Here is a 26,495-nt window from a genome sequence, read left to right as displayed (position 1 = left end):
ATCTGGCTAGACAGTCAATCCATAATAGCGTGCTGGTAGACAATCGAAGGGCGAATTATCTCCTTGGCAAACAGGAGATGATCATGCGCGCAGCAATTTTTCGCCGGACTGGCGGCCCCGAGGTTCTTGAAATCGCTGATGTTCCAGCGCCTGTCCCCGCGCCGGGCGAGGTTCTGGTGCGGGTCCATGTAACGGCCGTGCAGCAGTTCGACACGGCCGTGCGGTCTGGCTGGATGCCGACCACAGCCGAGGTCAAGCTGCCAATCATTACCGGCAACGAATTTTCCGGCGTCATCGCCGCGCTGGGTCCCGATGCGATGGGCTTCGCCGTCGGCGATCGGGTCGCCGGGCGCCACACCTTTGGCAGTGCTGCGGAATTTCTGGCGGTGCCGATGGTGGACATCGCCGTCGTGCCGGAAAAGCTCAGCTTCGCCGAGGCCGCCTATCTCGGTGGCTCCGGGCAAACCGGCCACATGGTGGTCGAGTGGCTTGGTGTCACCAAGGGCGACGTGTTCCTCGTCCATGGCGGCTCTGGTGGCGTCGGATCGGTCGCGATTCAGCTCGCTGTCGCGGCCGGGGCCAAGGTGGTCGCCACCGGCAGCGCCGCCAATCAGGACTATCTGCGCGGGCTCGGCGCGACGCCTATCATCTATGGCGAAGGACTGCGCCAGCGCATCGAGGCGGCAGCGCCCGAGGGCGTGACAGTGGTGCTCGATTGCGCCGGCGGCGAGAGCCTCGACATCTCCATTGCCCTCGGTATCGACAAAGGGCGCATCGCGACCATTGCCGATGAACGTTACAAGGAACTGGGCGTGCAATGGCCCACCGGTGCTCGCAACGGTGCGCGGCTGGCAAACCTGCTGGCCTTGGCGGCGAGCGGCGTGGTCAAGGCCAATATCCGGCAGGTCTTCCCGCTCGACCAGATCGCCGAGGCCCACCGGATCGTCGAGGCCGGGCATGGCGCGGGCAAGGTCGTGGTCGAGATCGGCTAGTCCTTCTTGGTCAGCATGTCTTTCATGCTGACCTTGGCGCTGCCCGGTCGCAAAGGCTGCTGCTGGCTTTCATGCGGAACCCAGCCGGAGAGCCAGATGATTTCCAGCGTCGCCCTGATGCGACCGTCGGGATCGCTGTCTTGCGCGGCATAGGCATTGGCGGCGGCCGCCAGCAAAGCTGGGCTGGCCAGTCGCCGCGGCCGGTCGAGCAGCGGGTTGGATGCGCCCAGCGCCTTCAATTCGCTCATCAGGGCAAAGGGCGTTGAATAGCGCACCACGTGCGTTTCGACATCCGCCACCGGCAGGGCGAGGCCGGCGCGCTGCAGCAGGGCTCCAGCGTCTCGCACCTGGATCATCGGCGCCACCCGGGCGGAGGCGCCGCCAAAGACCAGGGCATCAGCCGACAGGAACGCCTCGCGCAATTCGGTCAGCGTATCGCCGCCGAGCGCGGCGATCATTAGCAGGCCATCGGGGGCCAGCCGGGCCCGCAGGCGCGCCAGATATCCGGGCACGTCGTTGACGGCCTGCAGATGCAGCAGCGAGACGATGAGATTGTAGCCGCGACCCCCAATGTCGGGCAGATCGTCGGCGCCGGCAAAGGCCGGCAAACGCTCGAAGGCGAAGCGGTTGCTCGCCGTCTGGCCCTCGGCGGGGAGCCTGTCGACGTCGGGACCGATAATCAGCGCCTTGGGAAATTCGCGGATCAGTGCGCCCAGGCGGTCCTCGAGATCGGCCAGAACGAGGTCGGTGACGAAATCGCCCGCGCCGGAACGGCGCGCCAGGTGGCGGGCGATGAGCGCGGTGTCGAAAATCCGGGGCGGCTGGCTCATGATGGTCTTGCGGCCGTTTGGGGACGTGTCACTATCACCGCTTATGGAGAGCGTCGAAGAGCTTGTCAAAAGCGATGGATGGCACCGCCGCCTGGGCAAGGGTGCGCGGCGGCTGGGTGGCATGCTGCTCGACCTGGCCTATCCACCTGTCTGCCTCAAATGCGAAGTGCCTACGGCAACGCCCGATGCCCTCTGTCCCAACTGCTTTGCGGCCCTACGGCCGATCACCGCGCCGCTCTGTCCACGGCTTGGCCTGCCATTCGAGGTGGCGATCGGGCCGGACGCGGTATCGGCTGAGGCCCTGGCCGATCCGCCACCCTTCGGGCGGGCCCGGGCGGCGCTCGTCTATGACGAGGTGGCGCGGACCATCGTGTCGCGTCTCAAATACGGCGACCGGCCGGAGCTGGCGCGGTTTTGCGCGCGACTGATGGCGGGCGCCGGCCATGAATTGTGGGAGGGCGCGCCGCTGCTGGTGCCGGTGCCGCTGCATCCGGCCCGGCAACGCGAGCGGCGTTACAATCAATCGGGCGAACTGGCGCTGGCGTTGGGCAGGCTCATCGGCCTGGCTGTTGATCCCGATCTGGTGCGGCGCACGCGCCAGACGCGCCAGCAGGTGGGGTTGAGCGGCGATGGTCGGGAGCGGAACGTCGCGGGCGCCTTCGCCGTTCACCCCGATATCCTGCTACGGGCCAAGGGCCGCCGTGTCGTTCTGGTCGACGATGTCTATACGACCGGCGCGACGACCAAGGCGGTGACGCGAACCTTGCTCAAGGCGGGCATCGAGGCTGTCGACGTCGTGACCTTCGCTCGCGTTGTCATCGGCGCGGACTTGCCCATATAAGGATTAACGCCCGCCCGTTGGGAGAGATGACATTGGCCAGAATCGAAATCTACACCACGCCCACCTGTCCCTATTGCCACGCCGCCAAGTCGTTGCTGCATGACAAGGGCGTCGACTATACCGAGATCACCGTGCTTGATCCGGCCCTGCGCGACGCGATGACCGAGCGGGCGCATGGCCGGCGCACTGTGCCGCAAATCTTCATCGACGACACGCATGTTGGCGGCTATGACGATATGGCGGCGCTGGATCGACGCGGCGGGCTCGATCCGCTGCTGCAGGCCGAGTGATTGCCGGGACTCTTCTCATGAAAATCGCCGCCATCCAGATGCGGTCGGGGCTTGATCCCGATGCCAATATTGCCGCGCTCGAGCCCATGCTGGCCGAAGCTGTGGCGCAGGGCGCTCAATATGTGCTGACGCCGGAAGTCACGGTGATTTTCCCCGAGAATCGTGAGCAGCTGGCGCAAGTGGCAGCGCCATTCGAGGATCATTCGCAATTGCGCCGCGTGGGCGAACTGGCCCGGCAATATGCCATCCACGTGCATATCGGCTCGCTAGCCGTGCCGCTCGCCGATGGACGCTTTGCCAATCGATCGGTGCTGTTCGGGCCCGACGGGGCGATCGTCGCCACCTATGACAAGATCCACCTGTTCGATGCGACTATTGCGGGGCTCAATGCCTATCGCGAAAGCGCCACCTATGCCGGGGGCGAACAGGCGGTGACGGCATCTCTGGGTGATTTCACCCTGGGTCTTAGCATCTGCTACGATATGCGCTTTCCTAAGCTCTACAACGCGCTGGCCAATGCCGGCGCGACGCTGATCGCCGTTCCGGCGGCCTTTACCGTGCCCACCGGGCAGGCGCATTGGCATGTCCTGCTGCGGGCGCGGGCCATCGAGACTGGGTCGTATGTGATCGCAGCCGCGCAAGGTGGCCAGCATCCCAATGGGCGCGCGACCTATGGCCACTCCATCATCATCGATCCCTGGGGGCGGATTGTCGCCGAGCTGGATCATGATGAGCCCGGCGTGCTGGTGGCTGAGATTTCTCCCGAGCTCGTGGCGGACGCACGTGAACGTGTCCCGGCTCTGGCCAATGCGCGAAACTTTGCCCTGCCCCGCGCATTGCAGCCCTAGCCCATCGACCTATATCCTTAAGAAGGCAGGGCCAAGTGGCCCGAGAGACGTTTGCACGTGATCCAGTATTCGCTCCATTGCTCCAAAGGCCACCAATACGATGCGTGGTTCAAGAATGCCGCGGCGTTCGACGAGCAGCAGGCGCGCGGTATCGTGACCTGCGCCGTGTGCGGGGATGGTGTCGTGAGCAAGGCGCCGATGGCGCCGGCCGTGGCGCGTACCGATCAGCAGAAGGTTTCACTGAGCTCATCCTATCCGGAATCCGCCAAATTCCGCGAAATGCTGCGGGCCTATCGCCAGAAGGTCACCAGCGAGGCCGACTATGTCGGCGACAAGTTTGCCGAGGAAGCCCGCAAGATCCATTTCGAGGAAGTGGAGCAACGCGGCATCTATGGCGAAGCGACGCGTGACGAGGTCGCCGCATTGCTCGACGAAGGCGTCGAGTTTCTGCCCCTGCCTGACGTCACGGACGACAACTAGTTCCGAGCGCCACTCCCGGCGCAACCCGCGGAGACATCACTATGACCACACTCGACGCAGCCCTATCGGGCACGTTTGCCATTGGGGGCGACCTCAGGGTCAACCGCCTCGGTTTTGGCGCCATGCGCATTACCGGCCCCGGCATCTGGGGTCCGCCTGAGGACCCCGATGAGGCCAAGGCGACGCTGCGGCGCCTGGCCGAGCTCAATGTCGATTTTGTCGACACCGCCGAAAGCTATGGCCCCTATGTCAGCGAAGAGCTGATCGGAGAGGTGCTGGCGCCCTACGCCGATGGCACCATCATCGCCACCAAGAGCGGGCTGACCCGCAGCGGCCCCGACCAGTGGCAACAGCTGGCGCGGCCGGAATTCCTCCGTCAGGCGGCAACGCAGAGCCTGCGCCGGCTCAAGCTCGAGGTCATCGACCTCTGGCAATTGCACCGCATCGAAGCCAAGACGCCGCGCGCCGATCAGTTCGGCGCCATCGCGCAGATGCAGAAAGACGGCCTCATCCGCCATGTCGGTCTGAGCGAAGTCAGCGTGGCCGACATCAAGGAAGCCGAGAAGTACTTCAAGGTCACCACCGTGCAGAATCTCTATAACCTCGTAACCCGCCAGGCCGAGGACGTTCTGGACTATTGCGAGGCCAATGGCATCGGCTTCATTCCATGGCGACCGATCGATGGCGGAAACCTCGCCGCTGTAAGCGCCGAGTTCCGCGCCATTGCCGAAAAGCATGAGGCATCACCCAGCCAATTGGCGCTAGCCTGGATGCTGAAGCGCTCGCCGGTCATGCTGCCCATCCCCGGCACCGGCAAGGTCAAGCATCTCGAAGAAAACGTCGCTGCTGCCGCGATCAAGCTCAGCGATGAGGACTTCGCGACGCTGGATCGCATTGGCAAATCGCAACGTTAGTAAAAAAACATTTTACATACAAAATCGATGCGCTCATGATCGTGCCCAGTCACAGGGGATACGAATATGAGCGCATTGCTTGAACAGGGTCTCAACCGCGTTGACTGGATCCGCAGCCGCATGGCGCTGCTGGCGCGGGTGCGCAAGGATTTCGCCACCAGCCAGCCGTTCAAGGGCAAAACCATTGGCGTGTCGCTGCATCTCGAGCCCAAGACCGCCGTGCTGATCGAGACGCTCGCCGCCGGTGGTGCCAGGATCGTCGGCACCGGCAATTACGGCTCGACCCAGGACGATGTGGTGGCGGCGCTCCGTCACTGGGGCATGACCATGTATGGCCAGCGCGAAATCGGCTGGGACGAGCATCTGGGCAATGTCCGCAAAGTGGTGGAACACCAACCTGACATCCTGCTCGATAACGGCGCCGACCTCGTCGCGCTGGCGGTCGAGATGGGCGTCGCCGACAAGATTATTGGTGGCACTGAAGAGACCACCTCGGGCGATGACCGGCTGCGGGCCGATTTCGCCGGCAAGGTGCCGTTCCCTGTTATCGTCATCAATGACAGTCCGCTCAAGCAGATCGTCGAGAACAAGCATGCCGTCGGGCAGGGCAATGTCGAATCGATCATGCGGATGACCAATCTGATGATCAATGGCCGCCGCTTCGTCATGGTTGGCTATGGCTGGTGCGGGCGCGGCATGGCGCAATATATCCGCAGCTTTGGCGGGCAGGTGGCGGTGGTCGAGAAAGACCCGATCAAACAGCTCGAAGCTGTCATGGATGGCTTCCGCGTCGGCACGCTCGATGCGCTGGCGCCTTGGGGCCAATTCTTCTGCACGGCGACGGCGCGCGAGCGCGTGGTCGGCAGCGCGGCTTTTGCTAAAATGCCTGACGGGGCGATCCTCGCCAATTCGGGACATTTCCCCACCGAGATCGACACCGATGCCTTGCGCAGTGACGCCAAAAGCGTCCGCAAGCTGGGCTCGATGATCGAGGAATTCACCATGCAAGATGGCCGCAAGCTGATCCTCCTCACCGAGGGCCGGATGATCGAACTGGCCGGCGTCGAGGCCAAGGGCAACTCCATCGAGGCGATGGATCTGGGCTTCATGCTGCAGTCGCTGTCGCTCGAGCGGGTGGCGACGCGGCCCAAATCGCTGGCGCTGGGGCCGCAGGCTGTGCCTGTTGATATCAACCGCACCATTGCCGCCGCCATGGTTGCCGACTTCGCCCCCGACGCCTAAAGCTGGCCCTATGGCCAAGGACATCACTCCCGATTACGCGGTTCCAGCGCTGGAAAAGGCGCTGGACATTCTCGAACTGCTGGCGGCCCGGCAGGAAGGGCTGACGCAGAACCAGATCGGCGAGGCGGTCGGCCGTTCCGCCAGTCAGATCTTCCGCACGCTGGCCGTGCTGGAGCAGCGCGGTTACCTGTGGAAGGCGCGGCCATCGGGGCTCTATTTCCTCTCCATGCAGCTCTTCGAAATGGCGCACCGCCACCCGCCGACGCGTGGGCTGGTGCAGGTGGCCATCCCGGTCATGCGCGAACTGGCGCAGGCGGTGCGGCAGAGCTGCAATCTCGGCGTCTATGATTTCGGCCGCATGATCATCGTCGCCGAGGCTGAAAGCCCGGCGCCGTTTGGCTTCCGCGTGCGGGTGGGCGGGCATTTTGCCTTGTTGGGTGCCGCCAGCGGCAGGGCGCTCCTGGCGTTTCAGGACGAGACTCAGCGAGCCGAATGGTTGGCAGTTTCAGACGCGGCCGAGATGGAGGCGGCTGACCGGGCACGCTTATTGGGCCGCCTCGCTGAGGTCCGGGCTCGCGGTTACGAGCAGACCCAGGATGGGCTCCATGCTGGCGTCAGCGATCTGGCATTTCCGGTGCTGGTCGATAGCCGGGCTATTGCAACGCTGACCGTGCCCTATGTGTCGACAAGCTACAGCGAAACGCCGATGGACAAGGTGATTGCGGCTGTGGGGGAAGCGGCGGCGGCCATTTCGGTGGCCTTGCGCGGGGCCTGAAGCCAGCCCGGTCGGTTCGATAGGGAGGGTGGAATCCCCGCTATCGAACCTGACCAGAAGACAGGCCTTGGCAGGCCGTCAGGTGGCTGAGCGGGGGTGTAGCACCGGGTCGGGGCGTTGTCACGTGTTTGTCGCAGAACGTAGCAGGCAGCGGAGTACCCCCCTTAGCCTCCCCCTGACAGGGGGAGGGACTGATCGAGCTTGTGGCGCGATCCGCTCCCACACACGGGATGGATTCCTCCCCCCTTTTTCAGGGGAGGTTAGGAGGGGGGGTACCCTTATGTCGCCTCAGTTCCAGAGCTTGTCGATCGCCTGGGTATCGCGCACGGCGCCCTTGGAGGCCGAGGTCACCAGCGCTGCATAGGCCTTGAGGGCGGTGGTTACATTGCGCTTGCGCGGATGGGCCGGCTTCCAGCCCAGCTTGTCCTGCTCAGCGCGGCGGGTTGCCAGTTCGGCATCGCTTACCAGCACGTTGACCGTGCGATTGGGGATATCGATCTCGACAATATCGCCTTCGCGCACGAGGCCGATGGCGCCGCCCTCGGCGGCTTCCGGCGAAGCGTGGCCGATGGAGAGGCCTGACGTGCCGCCCGAAAACCGTCCGTCGGTCAGCAATGCACAGGCTTTGCCCAGACCCTTCGATTTCAGGTAGCTCGTCGGATAGAGCATTTCCTGCATGCCGGGGCCGCCGCGCGGGCCCTCATAGCGGATGACGAGCACGTCGCCTTCCTTGATCTCGTTGGAGAGGATGGCCTTGACCGTGGCGTCCTGGCTTTCAAACACGCGCGCCGGGCCGGTGAATTTGAGGATCGACTCATCGACGCCTGCCGTCTTCACGATGCAACCATCGAGCGCGATATTGCCCTTCAGCACGGCGAGGCCGCCATCCTTGGAGAAGGGGGTCTCGGCCGAGCGAATGACGCCATTCTGGCGATCGAGGTCGAGTTCGGCCCAGCGGTTGGACTGCGAAAACGCCTGCGTGGTGCGCACGCCGCCGGGGGCGGCCATATAGAATTGGCGGACTGATTCCGAATTGGTGCGGGAAATGTCCCATTTATCGATGGCGTCGCCCATGGTCGCGGCGTGAACCGTAGGCTCCTTGCGGTTGATCAGCCCGGCGCGGTCGAGTTGGCCGAGAATGGCGAAGATGCCGCCGGCGCGGTGCACGTCTTCCATATGCACGTCGCTCTTGGCCGGCGCGACCTTTGACAGCACCGGCACCTTGAGGCTCAGGCGGTTGATGTCGTCCATGGTGAAATCGACGCCACCTTCATAGGCAGCGGCCAGGATGTGCAGCACGGTGTTGGTCGAGCCGCCCATGGAAATATCGAGTGCCATGGCATTCTCGAACGCCGCTTTGGTGGCGATGGAGCGCGGCAGCACGGAGGCGTCGTCCTGCTCGTACCAGCGCTTGGCCAGGTCGACGATCAGATGGCCGGCCTCCTGGAACAGGCGCTTGCGATCGGAATGGGTGGCCAGGGTCGAGCCATTGCCGGGCAGGGACAGGCCGAGCGCTTCGGTCAGGCAGTTCATCGAATTGGCGGTGAACATGCCCGAGCAGGAACCGCAAGTCGGGCAGGCGGCTTCTTCGACGGCCTGCACTTCTTCGTCGGTATAGTGCTCGTCGGCTGCCATCACCATGGCGTCAACCAGGTCGAGCGCCTGCAGCTTGCCCTTGACCATGGCCTTGCCCGCTTCCATCGGCCCGCCCGACACGAAGACCACCGGGATATTGAGGCGCATGGCCGCGTTGAGCATGCCGGGGGTGATCTTGTCGCAGTTGGAAATGCAGACCATGGCGTCGGCGGTATGGGCGTTGACCATGTATTCGACCGAGTCGGCGATGATGTCGCGCGAGGGCAGCGAATAGAGCATGCCGTCATGGCCCATCGCGATGCCATCGTCGACCGCGATGGTGTTGAATTCCTTAGCGACGCCGCCAGCGGCCTCGATCTCGCGAGCCACGAGCTGACCAAGATCCTTGAGATGCACGTGTCCGGGTACGAACTGGGTGAATGAGTTCACCACGGCGATGATGGGCTTGCCGAAATCGCCATCCTTCATGCCCGTCGCGCGCCAGAGGCCACGCGCGCCGGCCATGTTGCGGCCATGGGTGGTGGTGCGGGAGCGATAGGCTGGCATGGCAATATCCTCGGAAGTCATTGCGCCGATTGAGACAGGCGCGGTTGATCTTCTTTAGACCCATTCCAGGGGAGGATCAATCAAAAAGCGTACCGTACGGTACGGTACGGTACAGGTTGCGATGCCGTGAAACCCGCCTCAGTGTCGGGCCTTGGTGCTAGAACTTGTAGCGCAGGCCGACGACGGCGGCGTTCGAGCCGTCGACGGGGGCGATCGTGCCAAAGCCACCCGAGCGGTGCTGTACACGTGCCAGGAGCTCGAGATTGGGCATGGCTTTGTGCGACAGCGAGACTTCGGGTCCGAGGTAGAACAGAACAGGCAAAGAGCTGTAGCCGGCCTCGGCGGCGCGTTCGGCCTCCGCGCCGATCAGGTCGGTCACGACAGATATGCCGGCGGTCAAAGCCGGGGCGATGGTGATGTCGCCGATATCAAAATTGACGCGGGCAACGCCGCCAGCCCAGACTTCAGCGGACGCGCGCTGGCCCAGCCGCAGGCCGGCGCCGGCCTCGACGCCGAATTTGAGGCCGCGGGGGTGATTGTAGAAAAAGTACTGGTAGCCCACGCCGCCGAAGAAGTTGTCCTCGTAGCGATTGTCCCAGAAGGCAATGGTGTCGCCGAAGAAGTCCTTGCTGAACGGACCGCCCATGATGAACACGTTCTGATTGTTCGACGCTTCCGCGGGGACGGCAGGGTCGGCATAGGCAGACGTTGCGGGGAGGGCGAGTATGGCGACGAGCAGGGCAAGACGGGTCGTCAGTAATCTCACTGCGCAAGAACCTCTAAAGCAAAAATACTACGGTTAACGCCGGCCAGGGCGATTGCGTTGCCTTAGCCGGATCACGTTTGGCGCAAGCGCCATCAATAGGGTGCGGCCAATCCGTTCGTGTGACCGCGAATCTGAATGAAAGAATCAATGGGACCGAACTTGGACCTCATCATGGCGACGCCGTGACTTGACGGCGTGCCGCTATGTTTCGCAGCTTGGTGCGGGGGATTTGCCATGGCCGAGCCAACTGCCCAAGCCTTCATCACCGCGCTCTGGGAAAACCAGTCCGACCGGGAACTGGAGAAGATCGGCCGCTACTTCAAATCGGGTGCGGGCGATTATGGCGAGGGCGACCGCTTCATCGGCGTGCGCATGGGCACGGTGTTTGCGCTCGCCAAGGCGTTCGTCGGCATGCCGCCCGACGAGATTGAGCGCCTGCTCGAAAGCGATATTCATGAGGCACGGGCCGGGGCCGTGTCGATCATGGCCAAGCAATACGCGCTCAAGAAAACCTTGCCCGAGCGGCATGCCGAGCTGGCCCGGCTCTATCTGCGGCGGCACGATCGCATCAACAACTGGGACCTGGTCGATCTTGGCGCCTGGCAGGTGCTGGGCATTTGGCTGCGCGACAAGGACCGTTCCGTGCTCTACGAGCTAGCGCGATCAGACAATCTATGGGAGCGGCGGACGGCCATGTTCGCAACCATGGCCTTCATCAAGCCGCGGCAGTTCGACGACGTCATGGCCATCGCCGAAATCCTGGTGAATGACCCGCACGACCTGATCCACAAGGTCGTCGGCGGCATGCTGCGCACCGTGGCCATGCGTGACAAGCCGCGCGTCGAAGCCTTTCTCGCTCGGCATGCGGCGACCATGCCGCGTGTCATGCTGCGCTACAGTATCGAGCATTTCTCGCCTAGCGAGCGGGCGGATTGGCTTGGGCGGAAGGCGTCAGCCTAGTTGTTGATGCTGAGAATGCCCCATTGGGTTTCGGCGCAGCCGTCATCGAGGCAGACATTGGTCATCCACAATGCGCCATTGGCAAAGCCGACGCCTTCGCTGGTCACGATCAGGTCGGAAAAATCCTGGCTGGCCAGCGCGTCCTGCGTATCCAGGGTCACCAGATCGCTGAAATTATCGATGAGGTCCTGTGGTTCAATAATGTCGTAGGCCTCGCCATTGGCCTCGATGGGCAGCGGATAGAAAGCCATATTGGCCATGGTGACGGCCAGGTCACCAAACAGGAACCCGTCCTGCAACATACCGAAGGCCTCGCCGAAGCCGACGGAATCGCCGTGGATGGACTCGATCTGGTTCACGACCTCCTCTTCGCTCTGGGCAAAGGCGGGCGCGATCGCGAGGGAGGAGGCAATCAAAGCGGCGGCGGCAAGGGTGATGCGCATAATGGCTCCGGGCGTTTGCGCGGCACTATAGCCGGCCGTCACACCGTAAAGCGACAGTGCCGAGCGCAAGTCGTGACTAATGGACGGGTTTTTCGGCCATCACCATGTAGTTGACGCCCATGTCGCGCGAGCGGCGCCATTCGTCGGCCAGCGGGTGGAAGACGACGCCGGTTTCACCCGTCACGCGCAGGCCGTTGCGTGTCAGCAGCGTCTTGATCTCATCTGGCGTGAGGAACTTGTTCCAGTCGTGCGTGCCCTTGGGCAGCCAGCGCAGCACGCGTTCGGCACCGACAATGGCGAGCGCGTAGGCCCGGGCGGTGCGGTTGAGCGTGGCCGTCAGCATCAGGCCGCCCGGCTTCACCAGGTCGGCGCAGCTCTTCATGTAGAGCGGCACATTGTCGACATGCTCGACCACTTCCATGTTGAGCACCATGTCGTATTTCTGGCCTTGGGCAGCGATTGCTTCGCTCGTGGTCGCCTGGTAGTCGATGGCGAGGCCGGATTTTTCGGCATGCAGCCGGGCTATGGCGATGTTGCGCTCGGCGGCATCGATGCCGGTGACCGTTGCGCCAAGTCGCGCAAGAGGCTCGCAGAGCAGGCCGCCACCACAACCGACATCGAGAATTGTCAGGCCCTCGAACGGCCGCATGGCCGACCCGTCACGGCCGAAATGGGCGAGCAGATGCTCACGGATATAGCCCAGCCGCACCGGATTGAATTTATGCAGCGGCTTGAACTTGCCGGTGGGGCTCCACCATTCCTCGGCCATCGCGGTGAACTTGGCGATTTCGGCATCGTTGATGGTGGTTGACGTCATGGCGCGGCTCCGTTTCCGCCATATGACGCTGCGACTGCGGAAGAGACAAGCCGCGCAACGGTCGCAGGGCAAATACGCGAGGTCGGCTTGCGACCCCTTTTCGGTCGACAAACGACCGACGCTCGTCACTTGAAAGCGGACACCAGAGGTAGCCGTCTCCTTTGTCATTCGTTTGGTCGCGGAGAGGGGCGAGTACCTAGCTGCCATCCTGTCTCGAGGGATACCAATCCGACTCGAGGTGCCCTCACTCCGTTTATACTCGTCAGATGGAATCCGCGCACCCGGTGCGGCGGAAGTCCGCGCTGGCTTTGAGACGTTCGCCATCACGCCAGCACATCTGGAAAGAACCCTGGTTCCAGTCCCATTGCGGCATCGGGCCCAGAAGCAGGCCCATTGCCGTAAGGTCGGTGACGACCTCGGGCTTAAGACGGCTTTCGATATGGAGCGTGTAGTCGTCTTCGAGCGGCAGCATCCGCGGCGCGTCTGAGGCCAATTGCGGATCCATGCCGAAGTCGAGGATGTGGACCAGCATCTGCGCAACCGTGGCGTAGACATTGCCGGGCGTGCCCAATGCCAGCCAGGGCGCGCCGTCCTTGAGCACCAGCGTATTGCCCAGGATGTTGCGCATGCGGGCGCCGGGAACGCGGAAGTTCGAAAAATGGGCGCTCATCGACGTCTGCTCGTGCGACCCCATCATGAAGACGCCATCGACCGCCATTCCGGGAATGCCCCCGGACTGGATGGTGTTCATCATTTGAACCCAGTTACCATCGGCGTCGACAATTGAGATTTCGCAGGACCCGACTGGCGACTTGCGGCTGGCGCTGTTCCAGCCGCTGGCGGCAAGGGCGGCGCGGCCACGTGTCAGGCGGACATGCTCGGTCAGGTCGACATGCGGGCGGCTCGCGGCAATCAACCTTGCCTGCTGCGCGTGATAGACTGGGTCCATCAGCACTGCGGCAGCGTTGCCGGTGACCGTGGGATCATGCAGGAAGCCGCAGGCCTGTTCGGCGAGACGCAGTGCATGGGCCATGGTGAAGACATACTCGGCACCGAACGGCTCCATCCCCGCGATGCCAGCATGATCGAGGATACCCAGCACCATGGCACAGAAGGCGCCCTGGCGCTCAGGCGGCGCCAGTCCGACGATTTCATGTCCGCGATGCATGAATCGCAACGGCACCTGCCAGCGCGGCGGATTGGCTGTCAGATGATCGAGGCGGACCGGCCAGCCGAGCTCGTTGCCCGCCGCCACAAAAGCCTTTGCCCAGCCGCCGGTGATGAAATAGTCCGGACCCTCGGTAGAAAGCCGCTGCATGGTTTCGGCCATGGCGGGGTTGCGCAACACCTTTCCAACAGGGGTCAGGTAGCCGCTCGGCATGAAAACGGCACGGCCGGATTCGAAATAGCTGCAGAAGGGCGCGGCAAAGACGTTGACGCCATATTCGAATGAAGAGACGGCGTGGCCCAGTTCGGCCCAATGCACGGCGGGCGCACAAAGGTCCGCCCAGCTCCTGCTGCCATAGCGCTCATGCAGCGCCTTGAGGCCGGGCATGAAGCCGGGAATGGCGGCCTGGGGTCCCGGTGCCCCTTCGCGCGCCCATCCGCCGACACCGTTGATCGGGCGGAACGGCGCGAGATCGGGCGCCAGTGTGCCCAGGGCATTAAGCTGGTGCGCCTCTTTGCTTTCCCCGTCCCAGTAGAGACAGGAAACCATGCCGGCATGGCTTGTCAGGTGCGGTTCAACCACCGCCTGCACAAGGGCAGCAGCAATGGCCGCATCGGCGGCATTGCCTCCCGTGGCGAGTACGCCGATCGCAGTCTCGGTGACGATCGGGTTGCCCGTGGTGGCGACGGCTCGGCCCTGGGCCACGGGTTTGGGACCCTGGTCGGCAATGTAGCTCTCAAGCGGTCGCATGCTTACTCCCGGGGCTCCATGGCGTCGCGCAATCCGTCGCCGAGGAAATTCACCGCAAGGACGGTGAACAGGATCAGAAGGCCGGGTGGAATGGCTAGCCAGGGTGCTTGCGATAGCCAGGACGATGCGCTGTTGAGCAGATTTCCCCAGGTGGGCACGGGCGGCTGGATGCCGAAGCCGAGGAAGGAAAGCGCGGATTCCAGCATGATGGCGCTGCCCACCGCGAGGGTCGACGCCACGGTGATCGGGCCGATGGCATTTGGCAGGATGTGGCGGAACATCAGCCGTGGTCCGCTCGCGCCGAGCGCCCTTGCTGCCTCGACGAATTCGCGTTCTCGCAGGGCCAGGAACTGGCTGCGCACCAGGCGCGCCGTGCCCATCCAGATCAGGATGCCGACGATAGCGACGAGCAGAGGCGGACTGGGACGGAAGAGCCCGGAGAGCAGCAGCACAAGGGGCAGGGTGGGGATCGACATCATAACGTCGGTAAAGCGCATCAGGATGATGTCTGGAATACCGCGATAAAAGCCCGAGACGGCACCGATCAGCGTGCCGACAATGCCGGCGATCATAGCGCCTGCCAGGCCCACGGCGAGAGACACCCGGCCACCATGGAGGAGGCGCGTCAGCGCGTCCCGGCCCAGTTCGTCGGTACCCAGCCAATGCTCCTGCGACATCGGGCCGGGCATGCCGAGCAGGTCGAAATCCTGGTAGTCGTAGCTATAGGGGGAGATCATCGGCCCGATGGTCACAGCTATGCCCAGCAGCACCAGGAAGACCGCACCGATGACGGCGAGCCTGCGCTTCAGAAAGCGGCGGATGACGCGACGCCAATAGCTCTGCGGCGGTGTCTTGGCAATGACGGCATCTTGCGCCGTTGCATCAGTCATAGCGGATCCTCGGATCGAGCGCCGCATAGCAGAGGTCGGCGACGATGTTTGCGACGACGATGGCGAGCGAACCCATCATCATCAGGCCCATCAACATCGGATAGTCGCGGCCATCCATGCTTTCCATGAAGAGCCGCCCTATGCCGGGCCAGGCAAAGACCGTCTCGGTGATGACGGCGCCCGAAATGATGGTGACGAAGTCCACGGCGATCACGGTGACGGCGGGGATCATGGCATTGCGCAAAGCATGCACGAACAGTACGGCTTTCTCGCTGCGCCCCTTGGCATAGGCGGTGCGGATATAGTCCTGGTTGAGCACGTCGATCATGCCCGACCGGATGAAACGGCTCCAGCTCGCGACTGTTGCGAGGGACAGAACCGCGGTCGGCATGATGATGTGGCGGAGCCTGTCAACAAAAGATCCATCGCCGATCGACTGATATCCGGCGGAAGGCAGCCAGCCCAGTTGCACGCTGAACAGCAGCTGCAGCAGCAACGCGAGCCAGAAGACCGGGGTGGAAATGCCGGCAAAGCTGAGCACTGTGACGGTGCCGTCGAGCTTGGAGCCGCGGCGGGCGGCGCTGATAATGCCGACCGGAACGGCGATCAGCAGCGAAATGACCATGGCGAGGCCACCCAATTGCAGGGTGGGGCCCAGGCGCAGCACGATTTCGTCCAGCACAGGACGGCCGGTGCGGATGGAATAGCCCCAGTCGCCGACAAGGATGGCCTTGAGCCAAAGGAAATACTGCACGGGAACGGGCTGGTCGAGCCCATATCGGGCGGCGATCTGCGCCAGCGCCTCCTTACTGACGGAAGGATTCTCGGCGTATATGTCCAGCGGTCCGCCCGGCGCCAACTGGATGATGACGAACAGAATGACGGAGATGCCCAATAGAAGCGGGATGGCGCCGAGCAGCCGGCGAATGGCGTAACCTAGGCTCATCTCGCTCCCTGGGGCTGCGGAGCCACCGGCCCTGTCGAAACAGGGCCGGCACGCAATTCAAGTGCGTCTGTCGAGCACTCAGCTCTCAAGATACCATTCCTTGGTGTCCACGAAATTGGTCATGTTGGTGGGGTTGGGAACGAAGTTCTTGAGCTCGACGGGCTTGGCGATGACCGAGACGCCGCCTGTGAGGGCGATGGCCGGAAGGTCTTCGGCAATAATGCGCTGCATTTCGGAAGCGGCGGCCTTGCGCACGTCCTGGTCCAGCGTGTTTTCGAGGCGGGCGAAGACTTCGTCGAGCTCGGGGTTCGAATAGCCCTGGCCGTTGTTCTCGCCTTCCGTGCCGTAAAAGATCGAGTAGACCGGATCGGCAGAGGTGATCCAGCGACCGTAGATCAAGTCATAGCCGCCCGAGTAACGGGCTTCGCGGTAGGCAACGCCGGTCTTGTTGTCGGCGGTGGCTTCGATGCCGATTTCCTTGAGCTGGGCGATGATCACCTGCTGCACGTTTTCGTCGTCGGCACGGCCTGACTGGACCACGAAGGCAAAGCTGAGGCGGTCGCCATCCTTTTCACGGATGCCGTCGCCGCCCTTGGTGTACCCGGCGTCGTCGAGCATGGCATTGGCCGCTGCCGGATCGTAGGCGTATTCGGGGGTGGCGTCATCGTAGAGGTCGAAAATGGGCAGGACCAGCGATTTGATGGGGGTGGGGAAACCACCCTGGACGCGGATCAGCGTTTCGCGGTTGATGGCATGGGCCACGGCCTTGCGGACAGTGCCGTCGGCCAGGATTGGATTGCGGAAGTTGAAGTCGAGGTGCCCCCAGCTCAGCTGCGGGCCGACGACGATTTCAAGGCCTTCGACGCCCTCAAGCTGGGAGGCGCGGCCATAGGGGACCGAAACGGCCATGTCGAGTTCGCCGCTCTGCAGCTGGGTGATCAGCGTGTTGCTGTCTGTGACGATGCGGAACACCAGCCGATCAATATAGGGCAGGGCATCGCCACTTTCAGCGGTCTGCCAATAGTCGGTATTCTTGTCGAGCACGACATACTGGCCACGCACGAATTCAGCGACCTTGAACGGGCCGGTGCCCACCGGGGTTTCGTTGTAGGACGAGGTATTGAGATCTGTGCCTTCGAGCAGGTGCTTGGGCATGATGCCGAAGGTGAACAGGGTGGAGGCGAAGTTCGGCTTCACCGTGTTGTAGTTGCATACGACGGTGTAATCATCTGGCAGGTCGATGCTGTCGATATCCTGCGTGCCGTCCTTGGATTCGGCGATGAAGGCGGGGTCCTTGACCGCTTCCCAGGTGAACTTGACGTCAGCGGAGGTGAAGGGCGCGCCGTCGTGCCACTTGACGTTTTCCTGTAGCTTGTAGGTGATCGTCATCTTGGAGCGGTCCTCCGAAAGGACGATGCCGCCATTGTCCAGGGTCGGCACTTCCTTGGCCAGAACCGGCACGTAGCGGGCGTCCTTGTCGGGCGCAATCAGGCCTTCAATCACGGTGTGCTGGGCATCGGCGAGGAAGCCGGTGGAGTAGGTGTTCATGGTGTCGAGCTCATAGGTGAGCCCGACAGTCAGGGTACCGCCGGCCTGCTGGGCCATGACAGGGAATGCCCGCATGGTGGCGAGCGCGGTGGTGGTGGCGAGAATGCCCTGAAGCAAGACGCGGCGTGAGAGTTTGACGTTCATGATGTCCCTTCCTTTGTGCAAACTTTTGATTTCGCTGGCGATTTTCCGGTCTTGTTAGTAGCCCAGGCTCCGATCGACGGCGTGCAGCACGGGCTCGCCATTTTCGAAGCGCCGGATGTTTGCGGCCATTTCCTTAACGGCCATATGCTGGTGGGTCGGTGCCGCGACATGGGGCGAAAGCCGGATCTTGGGGTGCTTCCAGATCGGATCTTCGGACGGCAGCGGTTCGACGCGGAAGACATCGAGCGCCGCGCCGCTGAGCTTGCGACTATCGAGGGCGGCAATCAGGTCGGCATCGACCACGTGGCCGCCGCGGGCGCCATTGATGAAGAAACCACCATCGGCCATGGCATTAAACAGGGCCTTGTCGATGATGTCGGCGGTCTGTGCGGTCAAGGGCAGCAGATTGATGACAATGTCGGACCCGCGCACGGAAGCGATCAGCTGATCGGCTCCGGCAAAGGTGGTAGCGCCGGCAATGTCGTGCCTGGAACGGGCCCAGACGCGGGTATCAAAGCCGAAGCGCACCAGATGATCGGCAACGGGACGGCCTAGGGCGCCGGCACCCAGAACGGTGACCTTGCGCTCATTGGCGAGCTTTTCGGGGAGCGGGGTCCATTCGCCCTTGGCCTGCAGCTCGGTGTAATGGAAGAGGTTGCGATGCCAGGCCAGGGTCTGGGCGAGCACCCATTCGGCCATGCCCAAGGCCAGGCCTTCATCGACAAGCCGCACGATGGGCAGTGCTTCGGGAACCTCGCCGCTTGCGAGCAGATGCTCGATGCCGGCATTGAGGCTGAGGACGAGCTTGAGGCCCGGGACGGCGCGGATGACGCCCGGAAGGGGACGGCCGACGACGATAAAAGGCACATCGGCATCGCCGGCCTGAGGCTGGTCGGTGAGTACCTCGAAATCCGGCAATTCCGTGCGGAAAAGCTGGGCCAATTGTTCAGGATTTCCGCGCGAGGCAATGAATAACCGTTTCATGACAGTGAGCATGATGCGCGAAGCTGTCCTCATGCAATGGCCGAAAAAATTCAATTTCCCTGCACTTGAGATCATGCAATGGGCGTTTTCGGGCCAAGACGCGAAGGCACGCGGCGGGTGTGACGCGTGCTTGGACAGGGTGCTGCAATGTTGGGCAGGCCCGATCAGTTGGGCGGGGCGGAAAGGTCGAGTTCGTGGCTGCGGATACAGGCAACGGCGTGGCCATTTTCCATGACTTCGAGCGGCGGAACGCCCTCGGCGCAAGGGGCGATGGCATAGGGACAGCGGGTACGGAAGACGCAGCCTGAGGGCGGATTGACCGGGCTGGGCAGATCGCCCGTCAGCGTGATGCGCTCGCGGCGGATGGTGGGATCGGGGACCGGGGCCGCGTCAAGGAGGGCGCGGGTATAGGGGTGGCGCGGCTTGGCATAAAGATCGGTTGCGGTGCCCATTTCCATGACCCGGCCGAGATAAAGGACGATGACGCGATCGCAGAGGAATTCGATGACCGACAGATCGTGCCCGATGAAGAGAAGCGATAGGCCCAATTCCTTGCGCAGATCCTGCAGGAGGTTGATGATCTGGGCCTGGATCGACACGTCGAGCGCCGAGACCGGCTCGTCGGCAACGATGAAATCGGGATTGACTGCCAGGGCGCGGGCGATGCCGATGCGCTGGCGTTGCCCGCCGGAAAACTCATGCGGGAAACGGGCAGCGGCATTGGCGGGGAGCCCCACCTTTTCGAGCAGCTCGCCGATGCGCTGATCGCGATCCTTGCGGGTGCCGATGCCATGCAGCATCAGTGCTTCGCCTAACGTCTGGCCGACGCTCATGCGCGGATTAAGGCTCGCATAGGGATCTTGGAAGATGATCTGCATGCGCGAGCGCAGGGTCTTGAGGGCCTTGGCAGAGAGGGCGGTGACGTCCTGACCATCGAGATGAACCTTGCCGGAGGTCGGTTCGACAAGGCGCAGTACGGCGCGGCCAAGCGTGGTCTTGCCCGAGCCCGATTCCCCGACCAGTCCGACCACTTCGCCACGGTTGACGGTAAACGAGACGCCATCGAGGGCGCGCAGGGTGAGGCCCGGCTTGAACAGAGTCTTGCCCAGTGGGTAGTGGACCCTGAGGTCGTCGACGACGAGGAGCGGCTCAGCCATGAACTTCACTCCAGCGAATGCAGCGCGCGCCGTGTCCGGGCACGACCGGCAAGAGAGCGGGTACGGCGGCGCGGCACTCAGGGATCACCCAGGTGCAGCGCGGGTTGAAATCGCAGCCCTGGGGCGGATTGCGCGGATCGACGACGCTGCCGGGAATGGCGCGCAGGCGAAGCTCTTCGCCACGGCTGCGGGCGGCGCGATCGACCACCGGGAGGCTATCGAGAAGGCCGCGGGTATAAGGATGGCTGGGCCGGGCGAAGAGTTCGCGCACCGGCGCGGTTTCGACTATGCGGCCGCCATACATGACAGCGACGCTATCGGCGACTTCGGCGACGACGCCCAGATTATGGGTGATGAAGAGGATTCCCATGCCGATCTCGCGCTGGAGGCGCCGCATGAGTTCGAGGATCTGCAGCTGCACGGTGACGTCGAGCGCAGTGGTGGGTTCGTCGGCGATCAGCAAAGCGGGATTGCAGGCGAGCGCCATGGCGATCATGACCCGCTGGCGCATGCCGCCCGACATCTGGTGGGGATACACCTCGGCACGGCGGGCCGGATCGGGGATTTCCACCAGCGCCAGCATTTCGACGGCGCGCGTCCAAGCCTGCTTGCGGGTGAGGCCCTGATGGAGGCGGGCCGCCTCGGCGATCTGGGCGCCGACCTTCTGGGTGGGGTTGAGCGAGGTCATCGGCTCTTGGAAGATCATGCCGATCTCGTTGCCGCGAATGGCGCGCATGGCGTGTTCGGGCTGTTTGACTAGATCGATGACCTGGCCCGAGCGGGTGCGGAACAGCATTTCGCCGCCGGCGATGGCGCCAATGCCCTTTGGGATAAGGCGCATTACCGAAAGGCTCGTCACAGACTTGCCCGAGCCGCTCTCGCCCACAAGGGCCACGGTTTCGCCCTGGCCGATGGTCAGGTCCACGCCCTTGACGGCGCGGACGAGGCCGGTTTCGGTGCTGAACTCGGTGACGAGCCCCTTGATGTCGAGCAGCGGCGTGGTCTGGTCGGTCATGGGTGGAGTTGCCCCGCCTTTTCCATTTCCTCGGCGATCCACGCGAGCGGCATGTGGCCGAAACTCAGAAGCCCATCGTGGAAGCTGAGCGTATCACCCTTCCAGCGCTGACGCAGGCTCTTGATGCCTTCGACACCCAGCCAGTACATCAGGCGCGAGCCGGGCAGCATGGAATTGCGCACCACTTCGCCCTCGACGCGGGCGGGAGCGAACCCTGCCGAGCGGTAGAAGTCCATGGCTTGCTCAAGTGTCCAATCGGCCAGATGCAGCTTGATGTCGACCAGTACGCTGGCGGCGTTGCGGCGTTCGAACTGCTTGAGAAGGAGGATTTCCTCGGGCGTGTAGAAACCGGGGGCTTCCATCAGGAGGTCTTCGACGTAGCAAGCCCAGCCTTCGATCAGTGTGCCTGAGCCCAGAAAGGCGAGGCCGAGCGCGCAGTCCGTACCGGCGATGCGAGCAAGGCGTGAGGCGGCGGCCCGGGCGCGGGTGTTCTGGGTGTGATGGCCAACGCTGCCGTGATGCACGGAATGGATGGTTTTCACCATGGCAGTATTGTTGCCGCGAAGAAACGCGGTCTCGTCTTCGCCGGGCGGGGTGACCCAGTAGACGCTGCCCGCACCGGGATCAAGGCCGGGGGGCGAGCGGTAGAAGAGGAAGTAGAGCGGCTGGCTGATCTTGCGGAAGCACGGGGCCATCCAGCGGTAGTCCAGATCGTATTCCTGGGCAGGGGTGACGAGCGCGGCGCCCTGGGCCACGGCCTGGACGTCCCAATCCATGTAGCTGTTAAAGACGGATTCGGGATCATCGGGGTGGATATCGGCAAGGCCAGCAAGAATCTGGTCGGCCGTGCGATTGGGATCGATGGCCCGGGCCATTTCGGCCATTTCCTCGCCCATCCGCCTGTAGGCCGTTTCCGCCTTCTCGACCGCTTCGCGCGGCGACATGGGCAGGCCATGCAGTTCGGCCATCAATCGGGTGAGATAGGCTTCGCCACAAGCCGGATCGGCATCGGGGTGGCCATCGAGCGCCGCGGCGAAAGCCTCAAACGCATCAGCTGCCCAGCGCGCCGGCTCAGCCCAGTCGTCGGCGAATTCTTCATGCAGCCTGATATCGGTGCGCAGGAACTCGGCCATGGCCAGGGCTTCCTTTTGGGCGCGCTTGATCCAACCTTGCGGCACGGCCGCGCCTTCAAGACGCTCGGTGGCCGATTGGAGGAATGCCGCGATGCCGCTGAGCCGGGCCACCAGGGCCTCGTGGCGGATGGGCATAGACTGGGGCAAGAGCAGCGAGATGATCGCGAAGGCGGCTTCGCCCGAATACCAGGCCGGATTGTTAAGGCGCGGCCTTGTTTGGGCGGCCAGGCGCTGCATGCCCAACTCGGCCAGCATCATGCGCCGGTCAAGCCGATCGCCCAGATCGGCCGGCTCAGCGCTGTTTTCAAGCCGGAGCCGCAGCGCATCGATGCCTTCTACCTCGTCGGCGAGCGTTTCGGGCCCGGCCGGCGGCAGCAAGGCATCGTGGTTTCTGTCGCCCATGAAGGTCGCGTCGACAGGACGGAAGCCCCAATGGTGAGCCATGAAGTCGTCAACCAGGGATGGATCGTAGGCCTGGCTCATGCCTGCCTGCCCGGCAGGTCGACCCAGCGGCGCTCGAAATGCGCCTTGATGATGGCGTCGACGATTTCTTGGCTCTTGGCGCCATCAAAGAAGGTGCATTCCTGCGGCCGGTCCTCAAGGATTTCATCGACGAAGTGGCGCACCAGATTGCGATAGTAGAGTTCGGGCCAAGGGGTGTTGAGCGTCGTGCCAGGCGGCAGTGACGCGGGGCCAACATCATAGGGAACGAATTCGACGGCTTCCGCCTTGGCGATCCTGAGGGTTTCGGCCGTGCCGAACTCCGAGATCAGGCGGGCGACGGCCGCTCCCTTGGAGCCATAGACGCGGATTTCGACGCCGGGATAATTGCCGACCGCGACATAGGAGGTCTGCAGCAGGCCCTGCGCGCCATTTGCATATTCGACCAGCGCCACGGCGCCGTCTTCGACCTTGATCTTCTGTCGGCCCACTTCGCCGCGCACGATGCGCTCGGGGATGAAGTTTTTCATGGTTGAGGCAACCGAGCCGAACTCGCCGCCCAACCAGCGCATAAGGTCGATTAGGTGCGACCCATAGCCGACGATCGAGGCCGGGATCAGCGAATTGCGATCGACGCCCGGGGTGATCTGGCGCAGCGGCTCCTGCGGGTCGAGCCACTGCGAATTTTGTTCGAAGCCGTGGATGTGGAACACTTCGCCAAGCGTGCCGTCATCGATCCACGCCTTGATCTGGCGAATGGCAGGCGAGTAGCGGAAGGTGAAGCCGAGCTTGGTGCGCACGCCCTTGGCATCGGCCTTGGCGGCCGCGTCGAAAGCCGGGGCGGCTTCGGTGTGAAGTGGCTTTTCGCTCAGCACATGCTTGCCGGCGTCGATGGCCAGAAGGCTCAGCGGCAAATGAGTGTGCGTGGGAGTGCAGACGTCGACCATCTGCACGTCCGGATCCGCGATAAGCTTTTCGGGGTCCGAATAGATTTTCCGCGCGCCGTACTTTTCGCCCATCGCCTTGGCGCGATCGGGATCGAGATCACACACTGCAATCAGGTCGACGCGCTCATGCGCCTGGTAGCCGGGAAGGTGTGCCTTGTCGGCCCAGGTATGCGCGCCAATCAGGCCAACGCCGAGCTTTGTGGTCATGGCAGGGTCTTTCCGATCTCGGCCGCATAGGCTTCGAGTTCATCATAGTTGTGGAAGCCAAGCTGGCGCTTGCCGTCCTCGATCTCGTAGATCATGCCCACCATCTTCTCGTTGAGGCGGGTGTCGGCGCCGGCCTTCTTGCCGAATTCAATCAGCTTGCCGGCAAAGGCGCGGGTTTCCGATGGGCGCTTGCGATAAACGATATCCCACCAGATGCCCGAGCCCTTCTTCTTGAAATTGTGGGTCGGCTTGTTGTCCTGGTCCTTCTTGAGGAGCCAGATCGCGTGGTCGATATTGGCGAGGAGTTTCTTGGTGTCCTCGGCAGTCTTGACCCGATAATTGGCGGGGTCGAAAAAGTCGAACGCTTGGATGTCGATATCGTTGGCGTCGGCAATCTCGAGTGCTTCCTTGACGACCGCGCCGGCAAGGCGCGCATAGCGCTCGACGCCAAGCGTGTCGCGGATATTGGCATCCGCGAGAGCGGAGAAAACCACTTGGGCGGAATAGACTTCCTTGGCCCAGATCTGGCCCCAGATGCGATCCGAGTACTGCACTTCGGTCAGAGCCGAGAGGGCGTCGCCGATTTCCTTGAGGCGAGGCGACGTCTCGCCGTTCATTTCGCCCAGCTGGATGGGGCCTTCATGCACGAATTCGATATAGCCCGGATCAACCAGCGCGCCGCCATAATTGGGGATGGAGCCGATGACCATCCTGTCGCCGGGCAGGCCCGCATCGTTAAGCAGCGCGATCATGTCGGGCTCGTTGAAGCCGTTCTGATAGGACACCACGGCGCTGTCGGTGGTGAGGAGTGGGATGATCTGCTTGAGAGCTTCGAGCGTGTGCTGTGACTTGGTCGCGATGAGTACGACGCCCAGATCGCCGGAAAGCTGATCGGGGGGTGCCGCCTTGACCTTGACAGTCAGATCGCCGCGCACGCCATCAATGGTCATGCCGTTCTGATTGAGGGCGGCGACATGCTCTTTCCAGCGATCGACCAGGAGCACGTCATGGCCGGCTTTGGTCATGTAGGCGCCGGCCAGACCGCCGATGGCGCCGGCACCGATAATGGTGAACTTCATGGGACCATGACTTTCTTAGTTGGCAACCTGGGGGAACATCGAGAGGCTCTCGGGCGAATTGGCATAGCTGTAGAGCGCCTTGATGAAAGCCGGCCGGTCGGCCTCGGTCACGCGCTCGCGCACCTTGCGGACGACCTCATTGCCGGCCCAGTATGAAGAAATGAACGGTCCGCGGAACGGATGGGCAGCCATGCGCAGGCGCCCCTGCACCCAGGCTTCCTGGCCCATTGCAGTGGTGCGTAGGTAATTGGCGACATCCTCGCGCGGCACCCCTTCCACCATCAGCATCCAGGCGGCGCTGGTTTGGGCGGCAGAGCGCACGCGGCGCAGCTCGATGTGGATTTCGTCGTCGTCGTCCTCCACGAAATCGATCAGGTGCACGCCCTGGTCGCCGATGCCTTCCTGCACGCAACCGGTAATGGCGTCGGTGGTGATGAGCAGAGCGTCGACAGGCGCCTCTCCGGCATCTACCGCAGCCTTGGTCGACAGGAGCTGGGTCGAGTGGCCGGGATAGACTTCGTGGCAGACCAGATGCTTGAGCGCGGCGCGCGTAAAGCTCAAGTCGAAATTTAGGTCCATCTTGCCTTCGTTGAACGAGCAACGGGCGGTGTAGAACATGCCACGGACCGGGTTGAGCACCATGTCATAGTCGCCGGTGTCGAAGATCATCTCGTCGGTCTTGGCTTTGGCCTGGAACATTAGCTCGCGGAACACGGTTTCGATCTGTTCGGCGGGAATGGCGCGGGCTTCCTCCCAGGCGGCGATGCGTTCGCCCAGCGAACCATTAACGAAGCCGGAGCGCTTGAGAACGGCGTCAAGCCTGGCGCGTGCATCCTCGATCAGCGCAGCATCCTCGCGGCCGGCGGGCGCGCCGACGAGGTGAGTCACCTTTTCCTCAAAGCTCGGGCTCGCACCGGCCAGCATCTTGGTGGCGGTGGACACCGAGCGGATCATGCCTTGAAGAAACATCTTGCGAGGGCCTTCGTGCAGAGCGGACGCTGCGGTGGCCAGCGTATCGAGATCGGCCCTGATGGTTTCGACGGCGTCATAGTGGCGGGGTTGGACGTCTTCGCTTCCCAGATAGATCGGCACTAGGCCCTCGCCGCCGAGCAGGCTGCGATCGGCAGGCTGGCGACGCTCGTAGGCATCGATACCCATGGTGATGGAGGTGAGGTCGCGACCGATCTCGAAGGAATTCATGGGACTAAACTCAGTGCTCGAAAATGGCGTCGGGATTGCGGAAGGACTTGAATTCGAGCGCATTTCCCGAAGGGTCGAGCAGGAAGAATGTCCCTTGCTCGCCGGGCTCGCCTTCGAAGCGGACCTTGGGCTCCATGACGAAGGGATAGGAAGCGCCGCGCAGGCGATCGATCAGATCATTCCAGGTGTCCCAGGGCAGGACCGCACCGAAATGGTGCAGCGGTACCATGTCATTGCCCACCTTGGACTTGGCCACCGGCTTTGGGTCGGTATTGAGATGCGCGGACAGCTGGTGCCCGAAAAAGTCGAAATCGACCCAGTTCTCTGCCTCGCGGCCCACCTTGCAGCCGATGACATCGCCGTAAAAATGGCGGGTGCTTTCCTTGTCTTTAACAGCGAAAGCCATGTGAAATGGGATCATGTGATGCGTCCAAAGTGTCAGAAATGGGTGCGGGTTATGTGTGTCTGTTGAAAATGCTATCTGCTTGGCGTCTCGCCGCAAGGCGCATAAAGATCGCCCTTGCATGACTCTATGGAATGATAATC

Annotated in this window: 26 protein-coding genes; 9 read left to right on the top strand and 17 right to left on the bottom strand. The window is 63.0% G+C overall.

What is annotated here, in order from left to right; genetic code table 11:
• Positions 1-83 precede the first annotated feature (83 nt).
• Positions 84-992: an NADP-dependent oxidoreductase gene (locus tag MF606_RS18530; RefSeq protein WP_240230802.1), complete on the top strand. Its 909-nt coding sequence runs from the start codon at positions 84-86 to the stop codon at positions 990-992.
• Here the strand turns inward: MF606_RS18530 and MF606_RS18525 are convergent.
• A complete protein-coding gene (locus tag MF606_RS18525) occupies positions 989-1,822 on the bottom strand; it encodes a class I SAM-dependent methyltransferase (RefSeq protein ID WP_240230801.1) in 834 nt (277 codons plus the stop codon). The genes MF606_RS18530 and MF606_RS18525 overlap by 4 nt on opposite strands.
• On the opposite strand from MF606_RS18525, the gene MF606_RS18520 reads away from it, so the two are divergent.
• From MF606_RS18520 to MF606_RS18490, 7 genes are all read left to right on the top strand, one after another.
• Positions 1,821-2,663 carry a ComF family protein gene (locus MF606_RS18520; RefSeq protein WP_240230800.1) on the top strand — a complete coding sequence of 281 codons (843 nt, stop codon included), beginning with the start codon at positions 1,821-1,823 and terminating at the stop codon, positions 2,661-2,663. The two genes, MF606_RS18525 and MF606_RS18520, sit on opposite strands and share 2 nt — an antisense overlap.
• 32 nt (positions 2,664-2,695) lie before the next feature.
• Positions 2,696-2,953, top strand: a complete 258-nt coding sequence (grxC, locus tag MF606_RS18515) for a glutaredoxin 3 (protein ID WP_240230799.1) — start codon at positions 2,696-2,698, stop codon at positions 2,951-2,953.
• 17 nt (positions 2,954-2,970) lie between these two features.
• Positions 2,971-3,801: a carbon-nitrogen hydrolase family protein gene (locus MF606_RS18510; RefSeq protein ID WP_240230798.1), complete on the top strand. Its 831-nt coding sequence runs from the start codon at positions 2,971-2,973 to the stop codon at positions 3,799-3,801.
• A gap of 57 nt (positions 3,802-3,858) precedes the next feature.
• Entirely contained in the window at positions 3,859-4,281 is a 423-nt protein-coding gene (locus MF606_RS18505; protein ID WP_240230797.1) for a DUF1178 family protein, read from the top strand.
• A gap of 41 nt (positions 4,282-4,322) precedes the next feature.
• Positions 4,323-5,195 (top strand): aldo/keto reductase, encoded by an 873-nt coding sequence (locus MF606_RS18500; RefSeq protein WP_240230796.1) that lies wholly within the window; start codon positions 4,323-4,325, stop codon positions 5,193-5,195.
• A gap of 66 nt (positions 5,196-5,261) precedes the next feature.
• Entirely contained in the window at positions 5,262-6,437 is a 1,176-nt protein-coding gene (locus tag MF606_RS18495) for an adenosylhomocysteinase (protein WP_240230795.1), read from the top strand.
• A 10-nt stretch (positions 6,438-6,447) separates the two neighbouring features.
• Positions 6,448-7,212, top strand: coding sequence for an IclR family transcriptional regulator (locus MF606_RS18490; protein WP_240230794.1), 765 nt, complete (start codon positions 6,448-6,450; stop codon positions 7,210-7,212).
• A gap of 288 nt (positions 7,213-7,500) precedes the next feature.
• Here MF606_RS18490 and ilvD read toward each other — a convergent pair whose 3' ends face one another.
• Together ilvD and MF606_RS18480 are read right to left on the bottom strand one after the other, a co-directional pair.
• Positions 7,501-9,354, bottom strand: coding sequence for a dihydroxy-acid dehydratase (gene ilvD, locus MF606_RS18485; RefSeq protein ID WP_240230793.1), 1,854 nt, complete (start codon positions 9,352-9,354; stop codon positions 7,501-7,503).
• Between the two features lie 157 nt (positions 9,355-9,511).
• Positions 9,512-10,120, bottom strand: coding sequence for a hypothetical protein (locus tag MF606_RS18480; protein ID WP_240230792.1), 609 nt, complete (start codon positions 10,118-10,120; stop codon positions 9,512-9,514).
• A 234-nt stretch (positions 10,121-10,354) separates the two neighbouring features.
• Here MF606_RS18480 and MF606_RS18475 point away from each other — a divergent pair, with 234 nt between their 5' ends.
• Positions 10,355-11,080, top strand: coding sequence for a DNA alkylation repair protein (locus MF606_RS18475; RefSeq protein ID WP_240230791.1), 726 nt, complete (start codon positions 10,355-10,357; stop codon positions 11,078-11,080).
• Here MF606_RS18475 and MF606_RS18470 read toward each other — a convergent pair.
• The 14 genes from MF606_RS18470 to MF606_RS18405 form a co-directional block, all read right to left on the bottom strand.
• Entirely contained in the window at positions 11,077-11,523 is a 447-nt protein-coding gene (locus MF606_RS18470) for a hypothetical protein (RefSeq protein ID WP_240230790.1), read from the bottom strand. The two genes, MF606_RS18475 and MF606_RS18470, sit on opposite strands and share 4 nt — an antisense overlap.
• 76 nt (positions 11,524-11,599) lie before the next feature.
• A complete protein-coding gene (gene ubiG / locus MF606_RS18465; RefSeq protein ID WP_240230789.1) occupies positions 11,600-12,340 on the bottom strand; it encodes a bifunctional 2-polyprenyl-6-hydroxyphenol methylase/3-demethylubiquinol 3-O-methyltransferase UbiG in 741 nt (246 codons plus the stop codon).
• Between the two features lie 262 nt (positions 12,341-12,602).
• Positions 12,603-14,258 carry a gamma-glutamyltransferase gene (locus MF606_RS18460; RefSeq protein WP_240230788.1) on the bottom strand — a complete coding sequence of 552 codons (1,656 nt, stop codon included), beginning with the start codon at positions 14,256-14,258 and terminating at the stop codon, positions 12,603-12,605.
• A gap of 2 nt (positions 14,259-14,260) precedes the next feature.
• Positions 14,261-15,148 carry an ABC transporter permease gene (locus MF606_RS18455; protein WP_240230787.1) on the bottom strand — a complete coding sequence of 296 codons (888 nt, stop codon included), beginning with the start codon at positions 15,146-15,148 and terminating at the stop codon, positions 14,261-14,263.
• On the bottom strand, positions 15,141-16,094 hold the full coding sequence (locus MF606_RS18450) for an ABC transporter permease (protein WP_240230786.1): 954 nt from the start codon (positions 16,092-16,094) through the stop codon (positions 15,141-15,143). Before MF606_RS18450 ends, MF606_RS18455 begins: the two co-directional genes overlap by 8 nt.
• 78 nt (positions 16,095-16,172) lie before the next feature.
• Positions 16,173-17,786 (bottom strand): peptide ABC transporter substrate-binding protein, encoded by a 1,614-nt coding sequence (locus tag MF606_RS18445; RefSeq protein WP_240230785.1) that lies wholly within the window; start codon positions 17,784-17,786, stop codon positions 16,173-16,175.
• A gap of 54 nt (positions 17,787-17,840) precedes the next feature.
• Entirely contained in the window at positions 17,841-18,728 is an 888-nt protein-coding gene (locus tag MF606_RS18440) for a 2-hydroxyacid dehydrogenase (RefSeq protein ID WP_240230784.1), read from the bottom strand.
• A gap of 206 nt (positions 18,729-18,934) precedes the next feature.
• Positions 18,935-19,927, bottom strand: coding sequence for an ABC transporter ATP-binding protein (locus MF606_RS18435; protein ID WP_240230783.1), 993 nt, complete (start codon positions 19,925-19,927; stop codon positions 18,935-18,937).
• Entirely contained in the window at positions 19,920-20,942 is a 1,023-nt protein-coding gene (locus MF606_RS18430) for an ABC transporter ATP-binding protein (RefSeq protein ID WP_240230782.1), read from the bottom strand. The genes MF606_RS18435 and MF606_RS18430 overlap by 8 nt, the downstream gene beginning before the upstream one ends.
• Positions 20,939-22,558 (bottom strand): DUF885 family protein, encoded by a 1,620-nt coding sequence (locus MF606_RS18425; protein ID WP_240230781.1) that lies wholly within the window; start codon positions 22,556-22,558, stop codon positions 20,939-20,941. Before MF606_RS18425 ends, MF606_RS18430 begins: the two co-directional genes overlap by 4 nt.
• Positions 22,555-23,670, bottom strand: a complete 1,116-nt coding sequence (locus tag MF606_RS18420; RefSeq protein WP_240230780.1) for a Gfo/Idh/MocA family protein — start codon at positions 23,668-23,670, stop codon at positions 22,555-22,557. The genes MF606_RS18425 and MF606_RS18420 overlap by 4 nt, the downstream gene beginning before the upstream one ends.
• Positions 23,667-24,749, bottom strand: coding sequence for a ketopantoate reductase family protein (locus MF606_RS18415; protein WP_240230779.1), 1,083 nt, complete (start codon positions 24,747-24,749; stop codon positions 23,667-23,669). Before MF606_RS18415 ends, MF606_RS18420 begins: the two co-directional genes overlap by 4 nt.
• Before the next feature lie 15 nt (positions 24,750-24,764).
• A complete protein-coding gene (locus MF606_RS18410) occupies positions 24,765-25,949 on the bottom strand; it encodes a hypothetical protein (RefSeq protein ID WP_240230778.1) in 1,185 nt (394 codons plus the stop codon).
• A 10-nt stretch (positions 25,950-25,959) separates the two neighbouring features.
• A complete protein-coding gene (locus MF606_RS18405; RefSeq protein WP_240230777.1) occupies positions 25,960-26,370 on the bottom strand; it encodes a VOC family protein in 411 nt (136 codons plus the stop codon).
• Positions 26,371-26,495: the final 125 nt, after the last annotated feature.

The sequence above is a fragment of the Devosia lacusdianchii genome (assembly GCF_022429625.1).
GTDB lineage: Bacteria > Pseudomonadota > Alphaproteobacteria > Rhizobiales > Devosiaceae > Devosia > Devosia lacusdianchii.
Note: the sequence above shows the minus strand (reverse complement) of the source record. Positions and strands in the feature narration are given on the sequence as shown.